Origin of the sequence: Micromonospora zhanjiangensis (genome assembly GCF_042650605.1) — a bacterium.
In the GTDB taxonomy this organism is placed as follows: Bacteria; Actinomycetota; Actinomycetes; order Mycobacteriales; family Micromonosporaceae; genus Micromonospora_J; species Micromonospora_J zhanjiangensis.
In genome coordinates, this window is record NZ_JBHSBN010000013.1 from 126,686 (window position 1) to 146,711 (window position 20,026).

Annotated in this window: 13 protein-coding genes; 11 read left to right on the plus strand and 2 right to left on the minus strand. The window is 75.7% G+C overall.

Annotation, left to right across the window (positions count from 1 at the left end; translation table 11 throughout):
- Positions 1-23: 23 nt before the first annotated feature.
- The 3 genes from hisI to ACFOX0_RS19635 all read left to right on the plus strand — a co-directional run bounded on the left by hisI (position 24) and on the right by ACFOX0_RS19635 (position 2,718).
- A complete protein-coding gene (gene hisI, locus ACFOX0_RS19625; protein ID WP_377547935.1) occupies positions 24-470 on the plus strand; it encodes a phosphoribosyl-AMP cyclohydrolase in 447 nt (148 codons plus the stop codon).
- Positions 467-2,017, plus strand: a complete 1,551-nt coding sequence (locus ACFOX0_RS19630) for an anthranilate synthase component I (RefSeq protein WP_377547937.1) — start codon at positions 467-469, stop codon at positions 2,015-2,017. The genes hisI and ACFOX0_RS19630 overlap by 4 nt, the downstream gene beginning before the upstream one ends.
- 80 nt (positions 2,018-2,097) lie before the next feature.
- On the plus strand, positions 2,098-2,718 hold the full coding sequence (locus tag ACFOX0_RS19635; RefSeq protein WP_377548062.1) for a Trp biosynthesis-associated membrane protein: 621 nt from the start codon (positions 2,098-2,100) through the stop codon (positions 2,716-2,718).
- A 116-nt stretch (positions 2,719-2,834) separates the two neighbouring features.
- On the opposite strand, the gene ACFOX0_RS19640 is transcribed toward ACFOX0_RS19635, so the two are convergent.
- Complete coding sequence (locus ACFOX0_RS19640) at positions 2,835-3,017, minus strand: hypothetical protein (RefSeq protein ID WP_377547940.1); 183 nt, start codon at positions 3,015-3,017, stop codon at positions 2,835-2,837.
- A gap of 426 nt (positions 3,018-3,443) precedes the next feature.
- Here ACFOX0_RS19640 and trpC point away from each other — a divergent pair, with 426 nt between their 5' ends.
- The 6 genes from trpC to ACFOX0_RS19670 all read left to right on the plus strand — a co-directional run bounded on the left by trpC (position 3,444) and on the right by ACFOX0_RS19670 (position 12,454).
- Positions 3,444-4,307: an indole-3-glycerol phosphate synthase TrpC gene (trpC, locus tag ACFOX0_RS19645; RefSeq protein ID WP_377547943.1), complete on the plus strand. Its 864-nt coding sequence runs from the start codon at positions 3,444-3,446 to the stop codon at positions 4,305-4,307.
- A gap of 45 nt (positions 4,308-4,352) precedes the next feature.
- Positions 4,353-5,597, plus strand: a complete 1,245-nt coding sequence (trpB, locus tag ACFOX0_RS19650; protein ID WP_377547946.1) for a tryptophan synthase subunit beta — start codon at positions 4,353-4,355, stop codon at positions 5,595-5,597.
- On the plus strand, positions 5,594-6,394 hold the full coding sequence (gene trpA / locus ACFOX0_RS19655; protein WP_377547949.1) for a tryptophan synthase subunit alpha: 801 nt from the start codon (positions 5,594-5,596) through the stop codon (positions 6,392-6,394). The genes trpB and trpA overlap by 4 nt, the downstream gene beginning before the upstream one ends.
- Positions 6,395-6,640: 246 nt before the next feature.
- Positions 6,641-7,828 (plus strand): prolipoprotein diacylglyceryl transferase, encoded by a 1,188-nt coding sequence (gene lgt / locus ACFOX0_RS19660; RefSeq protein WP_377547951.1) that lies wholly within the window; start codon positions 6,641-6,643, stop codon positions 7,826-7,828.
- A 17-nt stretch (positions 7,829-7,845) separates the two neighbouring features.
- Entirely contained in the window at positions 7,846-9,045 is a 1,200-nt protein-coding gene (locus ACFOX0_RS19665) for an FAD-dependent monooxygenase (RefSeq protein ID WP_377547954.1), read from the plus strand.
- Positions 9,046-9,265: 220 nt separating this feature from the next.
- Entirely contained in the window at positions 9,266-12,454 is a 3,189-nt protein-coding gene (locus tag ACFOX0_RS19670; RefSeq protein ID WP_377548064.1) for an AfsR/SARP family transcriptional regulator, read from the plus strand.
- A 138-nt stretch (positions 12,455-12,592) separates the two neighbouring features.
- On the opposite strand, the gene ACFOX0_RS19675 is transcribed toward ACFOX0_RS19670, so the two are convergent.
- Complete coding sequence (locus ACFOX0_RS19675; RefSeq protein ID WP_377547956.1) at positions 12,593-13,438, minus strand: GNAT family N-acetyltransferase; 846 nt, start codon at positions 13,436-13,438, stop codon at positions 12,593-12,595.
- A gap of 149 nt (positions 13,439-13,587) precedes the next feature.
- On the opposite strand from ACFOX0_RS19675, the gene ACFOX0_RS19680 reads away from it, so the two are divergent.
- Positions 13,588-18,519, plus strand: coding sequence for a glutamate synthase-related protein (locus tag ACFOX0_RS19680; protein ID WP_377547958.1), 4,932 nt, complete (start codon positions 13,588-13,590; stop codon positions 18,517-18,519).
- Positions 18,512-20,017: a glutamate synthase subunit beta gene (locus ACFOX0_RS19685; RefSeq protein ID WP_377547960.1), complete on the plus strand. Its 1,506-nt coding sequence runs from the start codon at positions 18,512-18,514 to the stop codon at positions 20,015-20,017. Before ACFOX0_RS19680 ends, ACFOX0_RS19685 begins: the two co-directional genes overlap by 8 nt.
- The last annotated feature ends 9 nt before the right edge of the window (positions 20,018-20,026 follow it).

Here is a 20,026-nt window from a genome sequence, read left to right on the forward strand (position 1 = left end):
CGGCGACGCCGGGTGGTGGAGAATTGCTCACTGTGCGCGCTCCTGATCTTTCATCCTCCGAACGACCGCCCGGCGGTGCGTCGGTGTCCGCGCTGGACCCGGCCATCGCCGCCCGACTGCGCCGGACCCCGGACGGCCTGGTCGCGGCCGTGGTCCGGCAGCACGACTCCGGGGAGGTGCTGATGCTGGCCTGGATGAACGACGAGGCGCTGCACCGCACCCTCACCACCGGCCGGGCCACCTACTGGTCGCGCAGCCGCCGCGAGTACTGGGTCAAGGGCGCCACCTCCGGCCACCACCAGTACGTCCGCTCGGTCGCCCTGGACTGCGACGGCGACGCCCTCCTGGTCTCGGTCGACCAGGTGGGCGCGGCCTGTCACACCGGCAACCGGACCTGCTTCGCCGACGAACTGCCGGTGACCACGCCGACGCCCGGTGCGGCGACCGGCGGTTCAGGGGAGGACGCGTGACCACCGGCACGGTCAGCCCGGACGAGGGCACCTTCCGGGACCTGGCGGCCGACCTGCGGGTGGTGCCGGTGGTCCGGCGGCTGCTCGCCGACGGGGAAACCCCGGTCGGCGTCTACCGCAAGCTGGCCGGCGGACCGGGTACGTTCCTGCTGGAGTCCGCCGAGCAGGGTTCCGCCGGCACCGCCTGGTCGCGCTACTCGTTCATCGGCGTCCGCAGCAGCGCCACCCTCGTCGAGCGGGACGGCCGGGCGGTCTGGCTCGGCACCCCGCCGACCGGCCTGCCCACCGAGGGCGACCCGGTACGCGTGCTGCGCGAGACGGTCGCGACGCTGGCCGCCTCCGCCGCCGCCCCGGTCGACGGCCTGCCCCCGCTCACCGGCGGGCTGGTCGGCTACCTCGGCTACGACTTCGTCCGCCGGCTGGAACGGCTGCCGGAGCTGACCGAGGACGACCTCGACCTGCCCGAGCTGGGCATGATGCTCGCCACCGACCTGGTGGTGCTGGACCACTTCGACGGCACGGCGATCCTGGTCGCCAACGCGATCCTGCCCGCGCCCGGCGACCCGGAGCGGGACGACCGGCTGGTGGCCGCCGCGTACCACCAGGCGGTGGGCCGGCTGGACGCGATGACCACCGCGCTGTCCCGGCCGATCCCACCGACCATCTCCACCATCGGCGCGCCGCCGCCCGGAACGGCCCGCTGCCGCACTCCCGACGGCGGATACCAGACGTCGGTGGGGACGGCCAAGGAGGCGATCCGGGCCGGCGAGTGTTTCCAGATCGTGCTCTCCCAGCGGTTCGAGCGGGACACCGAGGCCGACCCGTTGGACATCTACCGGGTGCTGCGCACCACCAACCCCAGCCCGTACATGTACCTGCTGCGGTTCGACGGGTTCGACATCGTGGGCTCGTCGCCGGAGGCGCATCTCAAGGTCACGGCGGGGGAGCGGGGCGAGCGGCGGGCGATGCTGCACCCGATCGCCGGCACCCGGCCGCGCGGCGAGACCCCGCAGGCCGACGCCCGGCTGGCCGCCGAACTGCTCGCCGACCCGAAGGAACGGGCCGAGCACGTGATGCTTGTCGACCTGGGCCGCAACGACCTCGGCCGGGTCTGTCGACCGGGCACGGTCGAGGTGCCCGAGTTCGCCATGATCGAGCGCTACAGCCACGTCATGCACATCGTCTCGACCGTGGTGGGCACGCTGGCGCCGGACCGGTCCGCGTTCGACGCGCTGGCGGCCACCTTCCCGGCCGGCACCCTCTCCGGCGCCCCCAAGGTACGGGCCATGGAGATCATCGAGGAGTTGGAGCCGACCCGTCGTGGCCTGTACGGCGGCACGGTGGGCTACTTCGGCTTCGGCGGCGACATGGACATGGCGATCGCGATCCGGACCGCGCTGATCCGGGCCGGCCGGGCGTACGTGCAGGCCGGCGCGGGCATCGTCGCGGACTCCCAGCCGGACGCCGAGGACCGGGAGACCCGCAGCAAGGCCGCAGCCGTACTGGCCGCCATCGCCGCCGCCGAGACCCTGCGGCCGGCCCGGTGACCGGCCCCACCGCCCCGGAGCGGAACGACGCCGGACGACCCGACCCCGCCGTCGCCCGCCCGGCGCCGTCCGGGCGGCGCGTGCTGACGTACGCGGTCCTGCTCTGCCTGGTCGGCGCGGGCCTGGCCCTGGCCACCGCGAGCCGGACCTGGTCGGTGGAGGTCACGGCGCGTCCGGTGCCGCTGCCCGAGGTACGGGTGACCCGAACCGGCGCGGCTCTGCTGCCCTGGCTGCCGGCGCTGGCCCTGGTCGGGCTGGCCGGGGCCGGCGCCCTGCTGGCCACCCGAGGGCTGCCCCGGCGGCTGCTCGGGGTGCTGCTGGCACTGGTCGGCCTGGGCGTCACCGTCGGCGGCGGTCACGGCCTGACCGGCCTGGACCGGGGTTCCGCGTCCGCGCTCTGGCCGGTGGGCTGCGCGATCGGCGGGGTGCTGCTCGCCCTGGGCGGCGCGCTCACCGCCGTCCGGAGCCGGGACTGGCCCACCATGGGCGCCCGTTACCAGCGGGCCGGAACCCCGGACCCGGCCCGACCACCGCTCGCGGACCCGACCGCCCGCGCCGCGGACCCGTCCGCCCGCGCCGCGGACCCGACCGCCCGCGCCGCGGACCCGTCCGCCCCCGCCGCGGACCGCCGGCTCGACAACCGGCGCACCGTCGAGGCCTGGGACGCCCTCGACCGCGGCGAGGACCCGACGGCCGACTGACGCCCACCGACGCCGCACCACCCGGGCGGATTGTGACCGCGGGCGCGGCCGGGGTCGGATCAGGCCCGCCCTCAGCGGACCGGGTGGGCGTCGGAGCGGGACAGCGCGGCCACCAGTCAGCGCAGTTCGTCCTGCCGTCGGGCCCGGTCCCGGTCGGCGCAGACGGCCGCCCAGGCGTTGCCCCGGGCGGTCGCGCCGCCGGAGTCGATCGCCCGCTCCACCGTGTGCGCCAGGCCGATCGCCACCGACCGCAGCAGATGGCCGAACCCGGTCGAAATGTCCGGCTGCCCAGTCCGCATGTGCCACCCCGCAGAAGAGAGTCGCTCCGCCCGGTCGGGCCGCGCGGTCGGCCGGCCACCGGCGGGGCGGTGCCCGTTCCGCCCCGCCGGCCGGCTCCCACGCCGTAGACCGAGGCGGGCCGCGCCGCGCCGCTTCGAGTCTGCCCGAGGACGATGGTGCCGGGCGGGTGTTTCCCCGCGATGTCCGCGCGGTCACCGCCGCCGGTCGGCCGACCCCGACCCCCGGGCTGCGGATCATGGCCCGGCATGGTGTCATTGTGTGGTGATCGTCGATGCGTTCCCGTGGCGGTCGGTGACTTCCCCCTCACCAGAAGTCGGCCATTATGCCCGACGGCTCCAGGTGAGCGGCGCCATACCCCCGGCACCGGTGACCCCGGTCGCGGCACCTAGCATCGGCCCATGACACCCGGAGAGGGGAGTCCGTTGGTGACCGCTGAGCATTCGCACGCAGAGGGCGACAACGCCGGCCCGGCGAGGTCCGGGAACGTCCTCGACGAGATCCTGGTCGGGGTCCGGGAGGACGTCGAACGGCGCCGGGAGCGGATCCCGCTGGAGCAGATCCGCCGGCTGGCCGCCGAGGCGCCGCCGGCCCTCGACGCGTACGCGGCGCTGCGCCGGTCGGGGGTCGCCGTGATCGCCGAGGTGAAACGGTCGTCCCCGTCCAAGGGGCCGCTGGCCGAGATCGCCGACCCGGCCGACCTGGCCGGCGAGTACGCGGCCGGCGGGGCGCGCTGCATCAGCGTGCTCACCGAGGGCCGCTGGTTCGGCGGGTCGCTGGACGACCTGGCCGCGGTCCGGGCCGCCGTGAACGTCCCGGTGCTGCGCAAGGACTTCGTGGTCTCCAGCTACCAGGTGCACGAGGCGCGCGCGCACGGCGCCGACCTGGTCCTGCTGATCGTCGCCGCGTTGGAGCAGAACGCCCTGGTCGGCCTGCTGGAGCGGGTCGAGTCGCTGGGCATGACCCCGCTGGTCGAGGTGCACAACGAGGAGGAGGCCGACCGGGCCCTGGAGGCGGGCGCGCGGGTGATCGGGGTCAACGCCCGTGACCTGCGTACCCTGGAGGTCGACCGGTCCGTCTTCGAGCGGATCGCCCCCGGTCTGCCCAGCGGCGTTGTCAAGATCGCCGAGTCGGGCGTGCGCGGACCGCACGACCTGATCCGGTACGCCTCCGCCGGCGCCGACGCCGTGCTGGTGGGCGAGGGCCTGGTCACCAAGAAGAGCCCCCGCGAGGCGGTCGCCGAACTGGTCAACGCGGGCAACCACCCGGCCACCCCCCGGCCGGTCCGGTAGCACCCGGCCGCACAGCGCCGGCGCGAGCGAGAGGACTCCTGCGAGATGAGCGCGAGCGCGCTGGCCGGCGCCGCCGGCCTGCTGCCCGGTCCGGACGGCCGGTTCGGCCGGTACGGCGGGCGGTTCGTCCCCGAGGCCCTGGTGGCCGCCCTCGACGAGCTGGACGCGGCCTACCGGCACGCGATGGCCGACGAGGCGTTCCAGGCCGAGTTCGGCGCCCTGCTGCGCGACTACGCGGGCACCCCGTCGCCGCTCTACCGGGCGCACCGGCTCAGCGCCCGGGTCGGCGCCGAGGTGCTGCTCAAGCGCGAGGACCTGAACCACACCGGCGCCCACAAGATCCGCAACGTGCTCGGTCAGGCGCTGCTGACCCGGCGGATGGGCAAGTCCCGGGTCATCGCCGAGACCGGCGCCGGGCAGCACGGGGTGGCCAGCGCCACCGCCGCGGCCTACCTCGACCTGGACTGCGTGGTCTACATGGGCGAGGTGGACACCGAGCGGCAGGCGCTGAACGTGGCCCGGATGCGGATGCTCGGCGCCACCGTCATCCCGGTCACCACCGGTTCGCGCACCCTCAAGGACGCGGTCAACGAGGCGCTGCGCGCCTGGGTCGCCGAGGTGGACACCAGCCACTACCTGCTCGGCACCGCGTCCGGCCCGCACCCGTTCCCGGCCATGGTGCGGGACTTCGTCCGCGGCATCGGGGTGGAGGCCCGGCAGCAGTCGCTGGACCTGCTCGGCCGACTGCCGGACGCGGTCACCGCCTGCGTCGGCGGCGGGTCCAACGCGATCGGCATCTTCCACGCCTTCATCGGCGACCCGGACGTCCGGCTGTACGGCTTCGAGGCCGGCGGCGACGGGATGGACACCGGCCGGCACGCGGCCAGCATCACCGGCGGGTCGTCCGGGGTGCTGCACGGCGCCCGCACCTACGTGCTGCAGGACGACGACGGGCAGACGCTGGAGTCGCACTCGATCTCGGCCGGGCTGGACTACCCGGCCGTCGGTCCCGAGCACGCCTGGCTGCACGACACCGGCCGGGCGTCGTACCGGCCGGTCACCGACGCCGAGGCGATGGACGCGTTCCAGCTGCTCTGCCGCACCGAGGGGATCATCCCGGCGATCGAGAGCGCGCACGCGCTGGCCGGCACGCTGCGGGTGATCCCCGAGTTGACCGAGCGGTTGGGCCGCACCCCGACCGTGGTGGTCAACCTGTCCGGCCGGGGTGACAAGGACGTGCACACCGCGGGCACCTGGTTCGGGATCCTGGACGGGGAGAACAGGGCATGAGCATCTCGACCGTCTTCGAGAAGGCCCGGGCCGAGGGACGGGCCGTGCTATTCGGGTGCATGCCGGCCGGGTTCCCCACCGTCGAGGGCAGCATCGCCGCGATGACCGCCATGCTGGACGCCGGGGTGGACGTCGTCGAGGTGGAGATCCCGTACTCCGACCCGGTGATGGACGGGCCGGTCATCCAGCGGGCCAGCGACATCGCGCTCTCCGGTGGCGTCCGCGTCGCCGACACGCTGCGAATCATCGAGGCGGTGGCCGGCACCGGCGCCCCGGTGGTGACGATGACGTACTGGAACCCGATCGAGCGGTACGGCGTCGACCGGTTCGCCCGGGATCTCGCGGCGGCCGGCGGCACCGGCCTGATCACCCCGGACCTGATCCCGGACGAGGCCGACGAGTGGCTGGCCGCCTCCGACGCGTACGGGCTGGACCGCACCTTCCTGGTCTCGCCGTCCTCCACCGACCGGCGGCTGGCGATGACCGTCGAGCACTGCCGGGGCTTCGTCTACGCCACGGCGATCATGGGCGTCACCGGCGCCCGGGAGAACACCTCGAACCTGGCTCCCGACCTGGTCGCCCGGGTCCGGGCGGTGACCGACCTGCCGGTCGGCGTCGGCCTCGGCGTGGGCACCGGCGGCCAGGCCGCCGAGGTCGGCGGGTACGCCGACGGGGTCATCGTCGGCAGCGCGCTGATCCGCTGCCTGCTCGACGCGCCGGACCGGGCCACCGGCCTGACCGCGCTGCGCGCCCTGAGCACCGAACTGGCCGAAGGGGTGCGCGCGGTCCGTCGCTGATCACCGCCCTGCCGACGACCACGGGCACAAAGAGGTCCGCGCGGTCCGCCGCGCTGCCGGCGACCACGGGCACAGCCGGCGCCCGGCGGGCCGGACCGGGCGGCCCGGCGGGCCGGACCGGGCGGCCCGGCGGGCCGGACCGGGCGGCCCGGCGGGCCGGACGGGCTGCCCGGCGGGGCGGACCGAGCGGATCGACCCCGCCCCGGGGTGCCGCGGACACCGGGTGCGACGGTAGCGTATGCACCCGTGAACCTCGCCTCGTTGGCCCCGCAGGCGGCCCTGCCCAGTCCCAGCACGGCGGTGTGGCAGCTCGGGCCCGTCCCGATCCGCGCGTACGCGCTGTGCATCGTGCTCGGCATCGTCGTCGCGGCGGTGGTGACCGAGGCGCGGCTGCGGCGCCGCGGTGTCGCCCCCGGCGCGACGCTCGACATCGCCGTCTGGGCGGTGCCGTTCGGGATCATCGGTGCCCGGCTCTACCACGTGATCTCCTCGCCGCAGGCGTACTTCGGCGCGGACGGCCACCCGCTGAACGCCTTCAAGATCTGGGAGGGCGGCCTCGGCATCTGGGGCGCCATCGTCGGCGGGGCGCTGGGCGCCTGGCTGGCGGTGCGCCAGCTCGGCCTGCCGCTCTCGGTGGTCGCCGACGCGCTCGCCCCGGGCCTGCCGCTGGCCCAGGCGATCGGCCGGCTGGGCAACTGGTTCAACAACGAGTTGTACGGCGGCCCGACCACCCTGCCCTGGGGTCTGCAGATCCACCGGATGGATCCCGACAACCCCGGTCACGCGCTGCGCGACGGCGCGGGCAACCCGGTGCTGGAGCCCGCCCTGTACCACCCGACCTTCCTGTACGAGCTGGTCTGGAACCTCGGCGTGGCGGCCCTGGTCTACCTGGTCGACAGGCGCGTCAAGTTCGGCCGGGGCCGGGCGTTCGCGCTGTACGTGATGGCCTACACCGCCGGCCGGTTCTGGATCGAGATGATGCGCCGCGACGAGGCGAACATCATCCTCGGCCTGCGGCTGAACGTGTGGACCTCGGTGCTGGTCTTCCTCGGCGCGCTGATCTACTTCCTCCGGGTCCGCGGTCCGCGCGAGTACGTCGTACCGGTCACCCCGCCGGCTCCCGCCGAGCCGGCGGGCGACATCTCCCGTACCGACGTCTCCCGGCCGACCGCGGCCGCCGCGCCGACCGGTTACCGGGTGGTGTCCGAGGCGGAGTTCCGGACCTACCAGGAGACCGGCGAGCTGCCGGCCGGGCCGGCCGGCGGTGACGGCGCCGACCCGGCGCCGGCGGCGGACGCCGCGCCGGTGTCCGCCGAGTCCGGCGAGGACGAGCCCGACGAGGCCGACGAGGACGAGGCCGCGGACGGGCCGGACCGGGCGGACCGGGCCCGGGCGGCCGCACCCGCCCCCCGGTCCGCCGACCGGGACAGCTGAGCGGGGGAGCCGGACCGATGCGTACGGCCGTGGTGGTGGGCACCGGGATCGGCGGCCTGGCCGTCGCCGGTGCCCTGGCCCGTACCGGCTGGCAGGTGACCCTGCTGGAACGGGCGGAGCGGGTACGCGCCGAGCGCACCGCGTTGATCCTCTGGCCGAACGGCATCCGGGCGTTGCACGCGCTCGGTCTCGGCGCGGGCCTGGCGGCGATCGGCACCCCGCTGCCCGCGGCCGGGGTCCGGCGTCCGGACGGCGCCTGGCTGGTGCAGCCGCGGGCCAGCACGGCCGAGCGGTCGCCGGTGGTGGTGCACCGGGAGGACCTGCACGACGCGCTAATCGCCGGCCTCGGTGACCGGGTCGACATCCGCACCGGCGTGCAGGTGCGCACGGTGCGCACCCCCGACACCGGGCAACCGGTCGTGGGCGACGGGCGGTACACCTTCGCCGCCGACCTGGTGGTGGCCGCCGACGGCATCGACAGCGTGCTGCGGACCCGGCTGGCGCCGGAGTCCGCGGCGGTCAGCTCCGGCTGCGCCTCCTGGCGCGCGGTGATCCCCTGGTACCGGGCGCCGCACCTGCCGGCCGACCGCCCGGCGGCGGGGGAGACCCTCGGCGCGGGCTACCGGTTCATCGCCGCGTCGCTCGGCGAGCGCGGCTCGGCGGGCGGGTCGTCCCGGGGCGGCATCTACTGGATCGCCACGGCGGCCGGCGCGCAGCGGCCGGAGCCGCCGGCCACCCAGCTGGCCCTGCTGCGCCGGTGGTTCGCCAACTGGCCGGCCCCGATCGGCGAGCTGCTGGCCGCCACCGAACCGGAGGACCTGGTCCAGCAGGAGGTTCGGGAACTGCGGCCGCTGCCCCGGTCGTACGGCTTCCCGTCCGGCACCGGCGGCGTGGTGCTGCTCGGCGACAGTGCGCACGCCATGCCGCACCACCTCGGGCAGGGCGCCTGCCTGGCGTTCGAGGACGCCGCCACCCTCGGGTCGCTGGTCCGCGAGGTGGCCCCGGGTGCCCCGCTGCGGGCCGCGGTCGAGGCGTACAGCCGAATGCGCATCCCGCGGGCGGCGACCGTGGTCCGGCAGACCCGGCGGATGTCGGCCGTGCTGCAGACCCGGGGGCGGCTGGCCCTGCGGGCCCGGGACGCCGCGCTCGGCAAGCTCACCCCCCGGTTGCTGGGCAGCGCCGCGAGCACGGCCGCCCAGTGGCGTCCGCCCGCCTGAGCCTGCCGGGCTGAGGCGGCGACGCCGGCCCGCCGCATTCCCCGGGCTGATCCGAGGTTTACTCAGGTCTCTGGAAGATCTGTTGTTTTCCCTGCTCAGACCCGTTTGTCCGAGTGCTCGGATAGTCCGGTCCGGCGCCCGGTCCGGCCCGAACGGGGGGACCGTCGGCATCGGCCGCGGGCGCAGACTACCCGGGAGTGGGGAGGGGCCCGACGTGCGCATGCTCGACCAGCCGACCGCGGCGGCCCGGCTCGCCCCCACCCGCTGCGAGGTACGCCTGCTCGGGCCCGTGCGGCTGGTCGGTCCCGCCGGCCCGGTCGACCTGCCGGACGACGTACCGGTCCTGCTCGGTCTGTTGGCCCTGCGGCCCGGCCGGCCGGTCCCCGCCACCGCGCTGGCCGGGCCGACCCGGCCGGTGGACCGGCGGATCGGGGACCTGACCGCCGCCTTCGCCCGGTGCGGCCTGCCGGACGCGGTGCGCCCGGTCCGCGACGGCTACCTGCTGCGACTGGCCGGCCGACGGATCGACACCGTCCGGTTCGGCCACCTGCTGCACCGGGCCCGGTCCCGGGCGGCGGCGGGCGACCCGGGCGGCGCCGCCGGGTTGTTCACCGCGGCGCTGCGGCTGTGGCAGCCGGAACGGCCGGCCGGAACACCGGCCGCCGGGTGGCCGGCCGGCGGGGACGCCGACGGTGCCGCGAGGCCGGCGGCCGACCCCGGGGTCCGGGCCGTGTTCGAGGCCGAGCCGATGGCCGGCTGTCCGGTGGACCCGGCCGGCTGGGCCGCCGCCGAGGTCGGCCGGCTGGTGCAGGCGAGGGTCGCGGCGGTGGAGGAGCGCTGGGAGTGCGGGCTGCGGCTGGCCGCCGCCGCGTACTCCGTGGCGGGCGGGCCGACGGCGGACCGGGACGTGGTGCTGGCCGGGCAGGCCGCGGTCCGGACGGCGGGCGTCGCGGTGGCCGATCTGGAGGCGGCGGTGGCCCGGCATCCGCTCCGGGCCCGGTTGTGGGAACTGCTGCTCGCCGCGGCGTTCCTGGCCGCCGGTCGGCGCGCCGCGGGCGAGGTGGCCGCCCGCGCCGGGCGCACCTTCGCCGACCAGCTCGGGGTCGAGCCGGGGGAGCGGCTGCGCGTCCTGGCCGAACACGCGCGCCGGGGCGACCTGGCCGACCGCTGGCCGGTCACCGTCCCGTCGCCGCGGCCGGCCCGGGCCCCCGAGCGGCCGGCCCGGCGGCCCGCCCTGCCGGTGCCGATGACCGCGCTGCTCGGCCGGGACGACCTGCTTGCGGCGGTGCTGCGGGCCCTGGGCACCCGCCGGCTGGTCACCCTGACCGGACCGGGCGGGGCGGGGAAGACCAGGCTGGCCGTGGCCGTCGCGCACCGGTACGCCCCGGCGGCCTGGTTCGTCGACCTCAGCGCCGTGGACCGGCCGGCCGGGGTGGCCGAGGCGGTCGCCACTGCGCTCGGCAGCCGCCCCGACCCGGTCGGGGCGGCGCCGGACACCCGGGCCGACCCGGCCGAGGCGTTCGGTCCCGCCCCGGCGATGCTGGTCCTGGACAACTGCGAACACCTGCTGCCCGGCTGCCGGGACCTGGTCCGTCGGCTGCTGGCCGGGTGCCCGCAGCTGCGGATCCTGGCGACCAGCCGGGTCGCGCTCCGGTCACCCGCCGAGACGGCCGTGCCGGTCCCGCCGTTGGCCTCGCCGACGCCGGGGACCGGACACACCATCGCCGGCCTGTCGGCGCACCCGGCCACCCGGTTGTTTTTGGAGCGGGCCCGGGGCCGGGCCGGCCGGCCGGTGCCGGAGGACAGCGCCGACGACGTGGCTCGGCTCTGCGCCGAATTGGACGGGCTGCCGCTGGCGATCGAGCTGGCCGCCGCCCGTACCTCACTGCTGAGCGTCGCGGAGATCGTCCGCCGGACCCGGGCCGACCTGCGGCTGCTGCGCAGTCCCGATCCGACCGCGCCGGATCGGCACCGCACCCTGACCGCCGCGGTGGAGTCCAGCGTGGCCCAGCTCGACGGGCCGGCCCGGGCGCTGTTCGACCGGTTGGCGGTCTTCTCGGCCGGCTTCACCCGGGACGCCGCCGAGGCGTTGGGCGGCCCCGACGCCCGGGCGGCCCTGACCGACCTGGTGGAGGCGTCCCTGGTGGTGCCGGAGTCCGGCGTCGGCACCGTCACCCGGTACCGGATGTTGGTGCCGATCCGCCGGCACGCGCTGGCCCGGCTGACCGCCGCCGGCGACGAGCCGGCCATCCGCGACCGACACGCCCGGTACGTCCTGGACCTCGCCGAACGGTCCGAGGCCCGGTTGCGCGGCGCCGACCAGGAACGCTGGCTGCGCCGGTTGCGGGCCGAGGCGGCCAACCTGCGGGACGCCATGGCCTGGTTCGCCGACCGTCCGGGCGACCGGTACGGGGACCTGCGGTTGGCCGCGACCCTGGCCACGTACTGCCGGCTGGAGGGGCGGTACCGGGAGGGACTGGACTGGCTGGCGGCGGCCCTGGCCCGGCGCCCCGACGCTCCGCCGGGACTGCGGGCCCGGGCCGGTATCGGCGCCGCCATGCTGGCGATGCTGTACTGCGACTACCCGAGCGCGATCGAGCACGCGGAGGTGGCCCGGTCGGCGTGCCGGGCGGCCGGCGACCGGCAGGGCGAGGCCCGGGTGGAGCTGACCCTCGGCTCGGTGGCCCGGGAGGAGGCCCGGTACGCCGACTCGGCGGCCCACCTGGCCGCCGCGGCCGCGTTGTTCGCCGAGTGCGGCGACGAGTGGGGGGCGGCGCAGGCGGCCCTGCTGCGGGGCTGCACCTGCTGGCTCTCCGGCGACCTGGGCCGGGCGGAGCCGGTGCTGCGGGCCAGCCTGCGCCGGTACGAACGGCTGGGTGACCTGGAGGCGGAGGCGTCGGCGCTGGTGAACCTCGGTGCCGTGGCGCTCTACCGGGGCGACCCGGACCGGGCCGCGGCGCTGCTCGACGCGGCCCTGCAACGCTTCGCCGCGATCCGGTTCCCCGAGGGGATCGGCTGGGCGCACAACCTGCGCGGCGTGGTCGAGCTGCGGGCTCGGCGGACCGACCGGGCGGCGGCGCACCTGACCGCCAGCCTCGCCGCGCACCGGCAGGTCGGCGACCGGTGGCGGACCGCCAGCGTCCTGGAGGCGCTGGCCGAACTGGCCCGGTTGGACGGCGCCGCCGACCGGGGCGCCCGGCTGCTCGGCGCGGCGGCGCGGATCCGGGCCGAGATCGGCGCGCCGGTGCCGGGCTGCGAGCGGCCCGAGGTCGAGGCGACCGAGAGCGGCCTGCGGGCCGAGTTGGGCGGGGACGCGTTCCGGCGCGCGCACCAGCAGGGCCGGTCGGCCCCGCTGGACAGCCTCACCGGCGCCGCGCCGCCCGCGCCCACCCGCCCGGTCGCCGGCTGAGCCGCGTTCCGGCGACGCCGGCCGGGAAGCCAGCCGCGTTCCGGCGACGCCGGCCGAGGACCGCGACCGAGGACCGCGACCGAGGACCGCGACCGAGGACCGCGACCGAGGACCGCGACCGAGGCCGCGGTCACCGAGTCAGCCGAGGACCGCGGCCGGTTCGGCGATGCAGGCGGTGCCGATCCGGCGGAAGCCGGCCCGTAGGTAGACCCGGGCGATGTCCTCGCTGCCGGCGGAGAGGAAGACCAGGTCCACGCCGTCGGCCAACAGGCGCCGGGCCAGCGCGGCGGTGAGCGCCAGGCCGAGGCCGCGCCGCCGGGCCGCCGGCACGGTGGCCACCCCGGCCAGTTCCGCGACGTCGTCGACCCGCATCGCCATGCCGCTGGCCAGCGCGCCGTCGCCGGGCAACTCGACCAGCGCCGACAGCCGGGTGCCGGCGGTCGCCCGGGCCCGTTCGGCCTCGATGTCGGCGGGCGCCGGCCGGACCAGCGCGGCGTCCCGGGCGGCCGGTCCGGCATCACCCCGTCCGGTGCCCGGCGCGCCGAAGCCGACCTGGGCCACCGCGCGGCGCGCTGCCACGTCCGCCGGGAAGCTCTCCGCCGCCGGGTCGAGGATCCGCACCGGTACGTCCGGCAGCTCCCCGGCGGCCGGCAGCGCGGCCGGGTCCAGCACCATCAGCGGGGCCTCCAGCACCGACAGCCCGGCCGAGCGGGCCACCGGCAGCAGGTCGGGGACCCGCTCGTGCACCCACTCGAACGCCTCGGGCAGGCCCAGCTCGCGCTGCCGCTCGCGGACGGCGGCGAGGTCGGCCGCCGAGGGCGGTCCGGGGCCGTCGATGCGCGGCCGGGCATAGTACGGGAAACCAGCGTCCTCCCGAACAAAAAGCACCAGAGGCCCGAAGTCCTCCGCACGGGCGGTATCCCGGGGCACCGCGTCGTAGAAGCGTTCCAGCCGGTCGAACAGCTCACCGCGCTCGTCAGTCACGCGCGCGAGCGTACCTGTCCCAGTACGTGGAAGGTGTGATCATTTACTACTGGTGGATCGGGGTTGCCCCTAACGTACACTCAATAATCCCCACCCAGGGCCGACGTCGTCCCGACCGTGACAGCACGTGAACGACGACAGGAGGCCCGGTGGCTTTCTCGTACCCTCTCCCGCCGCAAAACCGCCCGGCCGGCGACCGGACCGGGCTGTACGACCCGGCGTACGAACACGACGCCTGTGGTGTGGCGTTCGTCGCCGACCTGCACGGCCGGCGCTCGCACGAGGTAGTGGCGGGCGGGTTGTCCGCGCTGTGCCGGCTCGACCATCGCGGCGCCCGAGGGGCCGAACCGAACACCGGCGACGGCGCCGGGATCATGATCCAGGTCCCCGACGGCTTCCTCCGGGAGGCCGTCGATCTCTCCCTCCCCCCGGCCGGGCAGTACGCCACCGGTCTGGTCTTCCTGCCCGCCGACCCGGACGAGGAACTGCGCGCCCGCCGGGTGGTGGAGAAGTACGCGCTGGTCGAGGGCGCTGAGATCATCGGCTGGCGGGACGTACCGGTGCGGCCGGACGGCCTGGGCGAGACGGCGGACGCCGCCCGGCCCCGGATCCGGCAGGTGTTCCTCGCCGCCCACCGGCTGACCGGCTCGCCGGCCGGCCCGGCCGGCGAACCGCTGGCCGGGCTGGAACTGGACCGGGTCGCCTTCTGCGTCCGCAAGCAGGCCGAGCGGGAGACCGCCCAGCGCGGCGTGCCGGCCTACTTCCCGTCGCTGTCGGCCCGGACCATGGTCTACAAGGGCATGCTCACCCCGGACCAGTTGCCGGCCTTCTACCCGGACCTGACCGACCCGCGGGTGACCAGCGCCATCGCCCTGGTGCACTCCCGGTTCTCCACCAACACCTTCCCGTCCTGGCCGTTGGCGCACCCGTACCGGTTGATCGCCCACAACGGCGAGATCAACACCATCCGCGGCAACAAGAACTGGATGCAGGCCAGGGAAGCGGCGCTCGCGAGCGACAGTTCCGACAAGGGCGGCGGAGCCGCCCACCACATCCCCGGCAACATCAAGCGGCTGTTCCCGGTCTGCACCCCCGGCGGCTCCGACTCGGCCACCTTCGACGAGGTGCTCGAACTGCTGCACCTGGCCGGTCGCAGCCTGCCGCACGCGGTGCTGATGATGATCCCCGAGGCGTGGGAGAACGACCCGGACATGACGCCCGCGAAGCGGGCCTTTTACCGCTTCCACGCCAGCCTGATGGAGCCCTGGGACGGGCCGGCCTCGGTCGCCTTCACCGACGGCACGCTGGTCGGCGCCGTACTCGACCGCAACGGCCTGCGGCCGGGCCGCTGGTGGCGCACCGTCGACGGGCTCGTCGTGCTGGGCAGCGAGGCCGGCGTGCTGGACCTCGACCCGGCCAGCGTGGTGGCCAAGGGCCGGTTGCAGCCGGGCCGGATGTTCCTGGTCGACACCGCGGCCGGCCGGATCGTCACCGACGACGAGATCAAGGCCGAACTCGCCGCCGAGCACCCGTACGACGACTGGCTGCATGCCGGCCTGATCGACCTGGCCGACCTGCCGCCACGCGAGCACATCGTCTACACCCACGACTCGGTCCGGCGCCGGCAGCAGACCTTCGGCTACACCGAGGAGGAGCTGAAGATCCTGCTCGGCCCGATGGCCCGCACCGGGGCCGAGCCGCTCGGCTCGATGGGCACCGACACCCCGGTCTCGCCGCTGTCCACCAAGCCGCGGCTGCTCTACGACTACTTCCACCAGCTCTTCGCCCAGGTGACCAACCCGCCGCTGGACGCCATCCGCGAGGAACTGGTGACCAGCCTGCAGCAGACCATCGGGCCGGAGGGCAACCTGCTCGACCCGGGCCCGGCGAGCTGCCGGCAGGTGGCCCTGCCGTACCCGATCATCGACAACGACGAGCTGGCCAAGCTGCTGTCCATCGACGAGGACGGCGACCTGCCCGGCTTCAAGGCGGTCCGGGTCTCCGGGCTCTATCGGCTGCGCGACGGTGCCGCCGGCCTCAAGGCCCGGCTGACCGAGATCTGCCGGCACGTCTCCGAGGCCATCGAGGACGGCGTACGGATCCTGGTGCTCTCCGACCGGGACTCCACCGCCGACCTGGTGCCCATCCCGTCGCTGCTGCTCACCGCGGCCGTGCACCAGCACCTGGTCCGGGAGCAGACCCGCACCCAGATCGCCCTGATCGTCGAGTCCGGCGACTGCCGCGAGGTGCACCACGCGGCGGTGCTGATCGGGTACGGCGCCGCCGCGGTCAACCCGTACCTGGCCTTCGAGTCGGTGGAGGACCTGATCGCCACCGGCGCGCTGCCCGGCCTGGAACCCCGGCAGGCGATCCGCAACTACGTCAAGGCGCTCGGCAAGGGCGTCCTGAAGATCATGTCCAAGATGGGCATCTCCACCGTCTCGTCGTACTGCGGTGCCCAGGTCTTCGAGGCCGTCGGCCTGGACGCCCGGCTGGTCGAGCGCTACTTCCGGGGAACCCCGTCCACCATCGGCGGGATCGGGCTGACCGAGCTGCACGCCGAGATCGCCGCCCGGCACGCGGTGGCCTGGCCGCCGGGCGCCGGACCGACCGACGACGGACCGGCCGGCACCGACCACCGCGCCGCCGACCGTCGCCCCGCCACCGACGGCGGGTCGGCGGCCGACGGGCGGCCCGCGCCGCGCCGGCTCACCGTGGGCGGCGAGTACCAGTGGCGCCGCGACGGCGAGCTGCACCTGTTCAACCCGGAGACGGTCTTCCTGCTGCAGCACGCCACCCGCAGCCGGCAGTACGACGTCTTCCGCCGCTACACCGCCACCGTCGACGACCTGGCCGCCCGGGGCGGTTCGCTGCGCGGCCTGTTCCGGATCCGCGAGGGCGTCCGGGAACCCGTGCCGCCGGACCAGGTCGAGCCGGCCAGCGAGATCGTCAAGCGGTTCGCCACCGGCGCCATGTCGTACGGGTCCATCTCGGCCGAGGCGCACGAGACCCTGGCGGTGGCGATGAACCGGCTCGGTGGCCGGTCCAACACCGGTGAGGGCGGCGAGGACGTCGACCGGCTGCACGACCCGCTGCGCCGCTCGGCGGTCAAGCAGATCGCCAGCGGCCGGTTCGGCGTCACCAGCGAGTACCTGGTCAACGCCGACGACCTGCAGATCAAGATGGCGCAGGGCGCCAAGCCCGGCGAGGGCGGGCAGTTGCCCGGCAACAAGGTCTGGCCGTGGATCGCCCGGACCCGGCACGCCACCCCCGGCGTCGGGCTGATCTCCCCGCCGCCGCACCACGACATCTACTCCATCGAGGACCTGGCCCAGCTCGTGCACGACCTGAAGTGCGTCAACCCGACCGCCCGGGTGCACGTCAAGCTGGTCAGCGAGGTCGGCGTCGGCACCGTCGCCGCGGGCGTGGCCAAGCTCAAGGCCGACGTCATCCTGATCGCCGGCCACGACGGCGGCACCGGCGCGTCCCCGCTCAACTCGCTCAAGCACGCCGGCACCCCGTGGGAGCTGGGCCTGGCCGAGGCGCAGCAGACGCTGCTGCTCAACGGGCTGCGCGACCGGGTCACCGTGCAGGTCGACGGCCAGCTCAAGACCGGCCGGGACGTGCTGATCGCGGCGCTGCTCGGCGCCGAGGAGTACGGCTTCGCCACCGCCCCGCTGATCGTCTCCGGCTGCGTGATGATGCGGGTCTGCCACCTGGACACCTGCCCGGTCGGCATCGCCACCCAGAACCCGGTGCTGCGCGAGCGGTACACCGGCCGGCCCGAGTTCGTGGAGAACTTCTTCCTCTTCCTCGCCGAGGAGGTCCGCGGCTACCTCGCCGAGCTGGGCTTCCGCACCCTCGACGAGGCGATCGGCGCCTCCGAACTGCTCGACTTCGTCCCGGCGGTGGAGCACTGGAAGGGCAAGGGCCTGGACCTGACCCCGGTGCTCGCCGCGCCGATCGTGCCCTCCGGCGCCGCCCGACGCGGCGTACGGGCCCAGGACCACGGCCTGGAGCGGGCCCTGGACAACGAACTGCTGGCCCTGGCCGCCCCGGCCCTGGGCGAGCCGGTCTCGTGGACGTCGGCGCCCGGCCAGCAGGCACGGGCGACGGCGTCGGTCACGCCGGTGCGGGCCCGGGTCGCGGTGCGCAACGAGCACCGCAGCGTCGGTGCGATGCTCGGCGGCGAGGTGACCCGCCGGTTCGGCGGTGCCGGCCTGCCGGCCGACACGATCGAGTTCACCCTGACCGGCACCGCCGGCCAGTCCTTCGGCGCGTTCCTGCCGCCCGGCGTCACGCTGCGGCTGTTCGGCGACGCCAACGACTACGTCGGCAAGGGCCTGTCCGGCGGCCGGCTCGTGGTCCGCCCCGACCCGACCGCGCCGTTCGTGGCCCGGCCGGTCGACGGACCGGAGGCGGGCCGGCCGGCCGTCGGCTCCCGGGCCGAGGACCAGATCATCGCGGGCAACACCATCCTGTACGGCGCCACCGCCGGCGAACTGCTGCTGCGCGGCCGGGTCGGCGAACGGTTCGCGGTCCGCAACTCCGGCGCGGTGGCTGTCGTCGAAGGCGTCGGCGACCACGGCTGCGAGTACATGACCGGCGGCACGGTGGTGGTGCTCGGCCCGACCGGCCGCAACTTCGCCGCCGGCATGTCCGGCGGCACCGCGTACGTCTGGCGGCTGGACCCGCGGCGGGTCAACACCGAACTGGTCGACCTGGCCCCGCCCAGCGACGACGAGCGGGGCACCCTGCACAACCTGGTCCAGCGGCACTTCGCCGAGACCGACTCGGCCATCGCCGAGGAGCTGCTCAAGCGCTGGCCCGAGGCGGTGGAGGAGTTCACCGCCGTGGTGCCCCGCGACTACAAGCGGGTCCGGCAGATCATGCGGGAGGCCGAGGCGGCCGGCCTGGACGTCGACGAGGCCGTGATGTCGGCGCTGTCCGCCCCGCGTACCGATCCCGGCGGCGCGGTCGGCGCCCCGGTCGGCACCCCACCCACCGCCGTCGGCGCGGGCACCGCCGACTCCGCCGCCGCCGACGCGACCCACGACAACCCGGAGGTGTCCCGTGCCTGACCCGAGCGGTTTCCTGCGCGCCGACCGGCGGTTGCCGGCCCGCCGCCCGGTGCCGGTGCGGATCAGCGACTGGCGGGAGGTCTACCCGACCGCGTCGGACGAGCTGATCCGCGAGCAGGCCGGCCGCTGCATGGACTGCGGCATCCCGTTCTGCCACGACGGGTGCCCGCTGGGCAACCGGATCCCGGACTGGAACGACCTGGTCCGCACCGGCGACTGGGCGTCCGCGATCGGGTCGCTGCACGCCACCAACAACTTCCCGGAGTTCACCGGCCGGCTCTGTCCGGCGCCCTGCGAGGCCGCCTGCGTGCTCGGCGTACCCGGGCGGGCCGGCACCCCCACCGCCGACGGGCCGGGAGCGGTGACCATCAAGCAGGTCGAGGTCGAGATCATCAACCGGGCCTTCGACGCCGACCTGGTCACCCCGCAGGCCCGGCCGGTGTCCACCGGGCGCCGGGTCGCGGTGGTCGGATCCGGCCCGGCCGGCCTGGCCGCCGCCCAGCAACTGGTCCGCGCCGGGCACGCGGTCACCGTGTACGAACGCGACGACGCGATCGGCGGCCTGCTGCGCTACGGCATCCCGGACTTCAAGCTGGAGAAGGAACACATCGACCGGCGGCTGGCCCAGCTCGCCGCCGAGGGGGTCGAGTTCCGTACCGGGGTGGCCGTCGGTGTGGACGTCACCGCCGACCAGCTCCGCTCGGCGTACGACGCGGTGGTGCTGGCCTGCGGCGCGCTCGCCGGCCGGGACACGCCGGCCACTCCCGGGCGTGGCCTGCGCGGCGTGCACCAGGCGATGGAGCACCTGGTCGCGGCGAACCGGGTGGTCGCCGGCCGGGAACCGGCCGCCGCGGTGGACGCGGCGGGCAAGCACGTGGTCATCATCGGCGGCGGGGACACCGCGGCCGACTGCCTGGGCGTGGCGCACCGGCAGGGCGCGGCCGGCGTGCACCAGCTGGACCTCTACCCGCAGCCACCGTCGGCCCGGGACGCGGCCCGGGACCCGTGGCCCACCTGGCCGTGGATCCTGCGCAGCTACCCGGCCCACGAGGAGGGCGGCGAGCGGGTGTTCGCGGTCGCCGTCCAGGAGTTCGTCGACGACGGCACCGGCGCGGTCCGGGCGGTCCGGATCGCCGAGGTCACGGTCGAGAAGCGGAACGGCGAGCGGATCATGACGGTGGTTCCGGGCACCGAACGGGAACTGCCGGCCGACCTGGTGCTGCTGGCGATCGGGTTCGAGGGCACCGAGCGGCAGCCGCTGCTGGAGCAGTTCGGCGTGGCCCGCAACGCCCGGGGCGCGGTGGACACCGACGCCGACTGGCAGGCCGCCGACGGGGTCTTCGTGGCCGGCGACATGCACCGCGGCGCGTCCCTGGTGGTCTGGGCCATCGCCGAGGGCCGGGCCGCCGCCGCGGCCGCGCACCGGTACCTCAGCGGCACCGGTGACCTGCCGGCACCCGTCGCACCGGCCACCCAACCGCTCGGCGCCCTGCTCTGACCGTTCCGG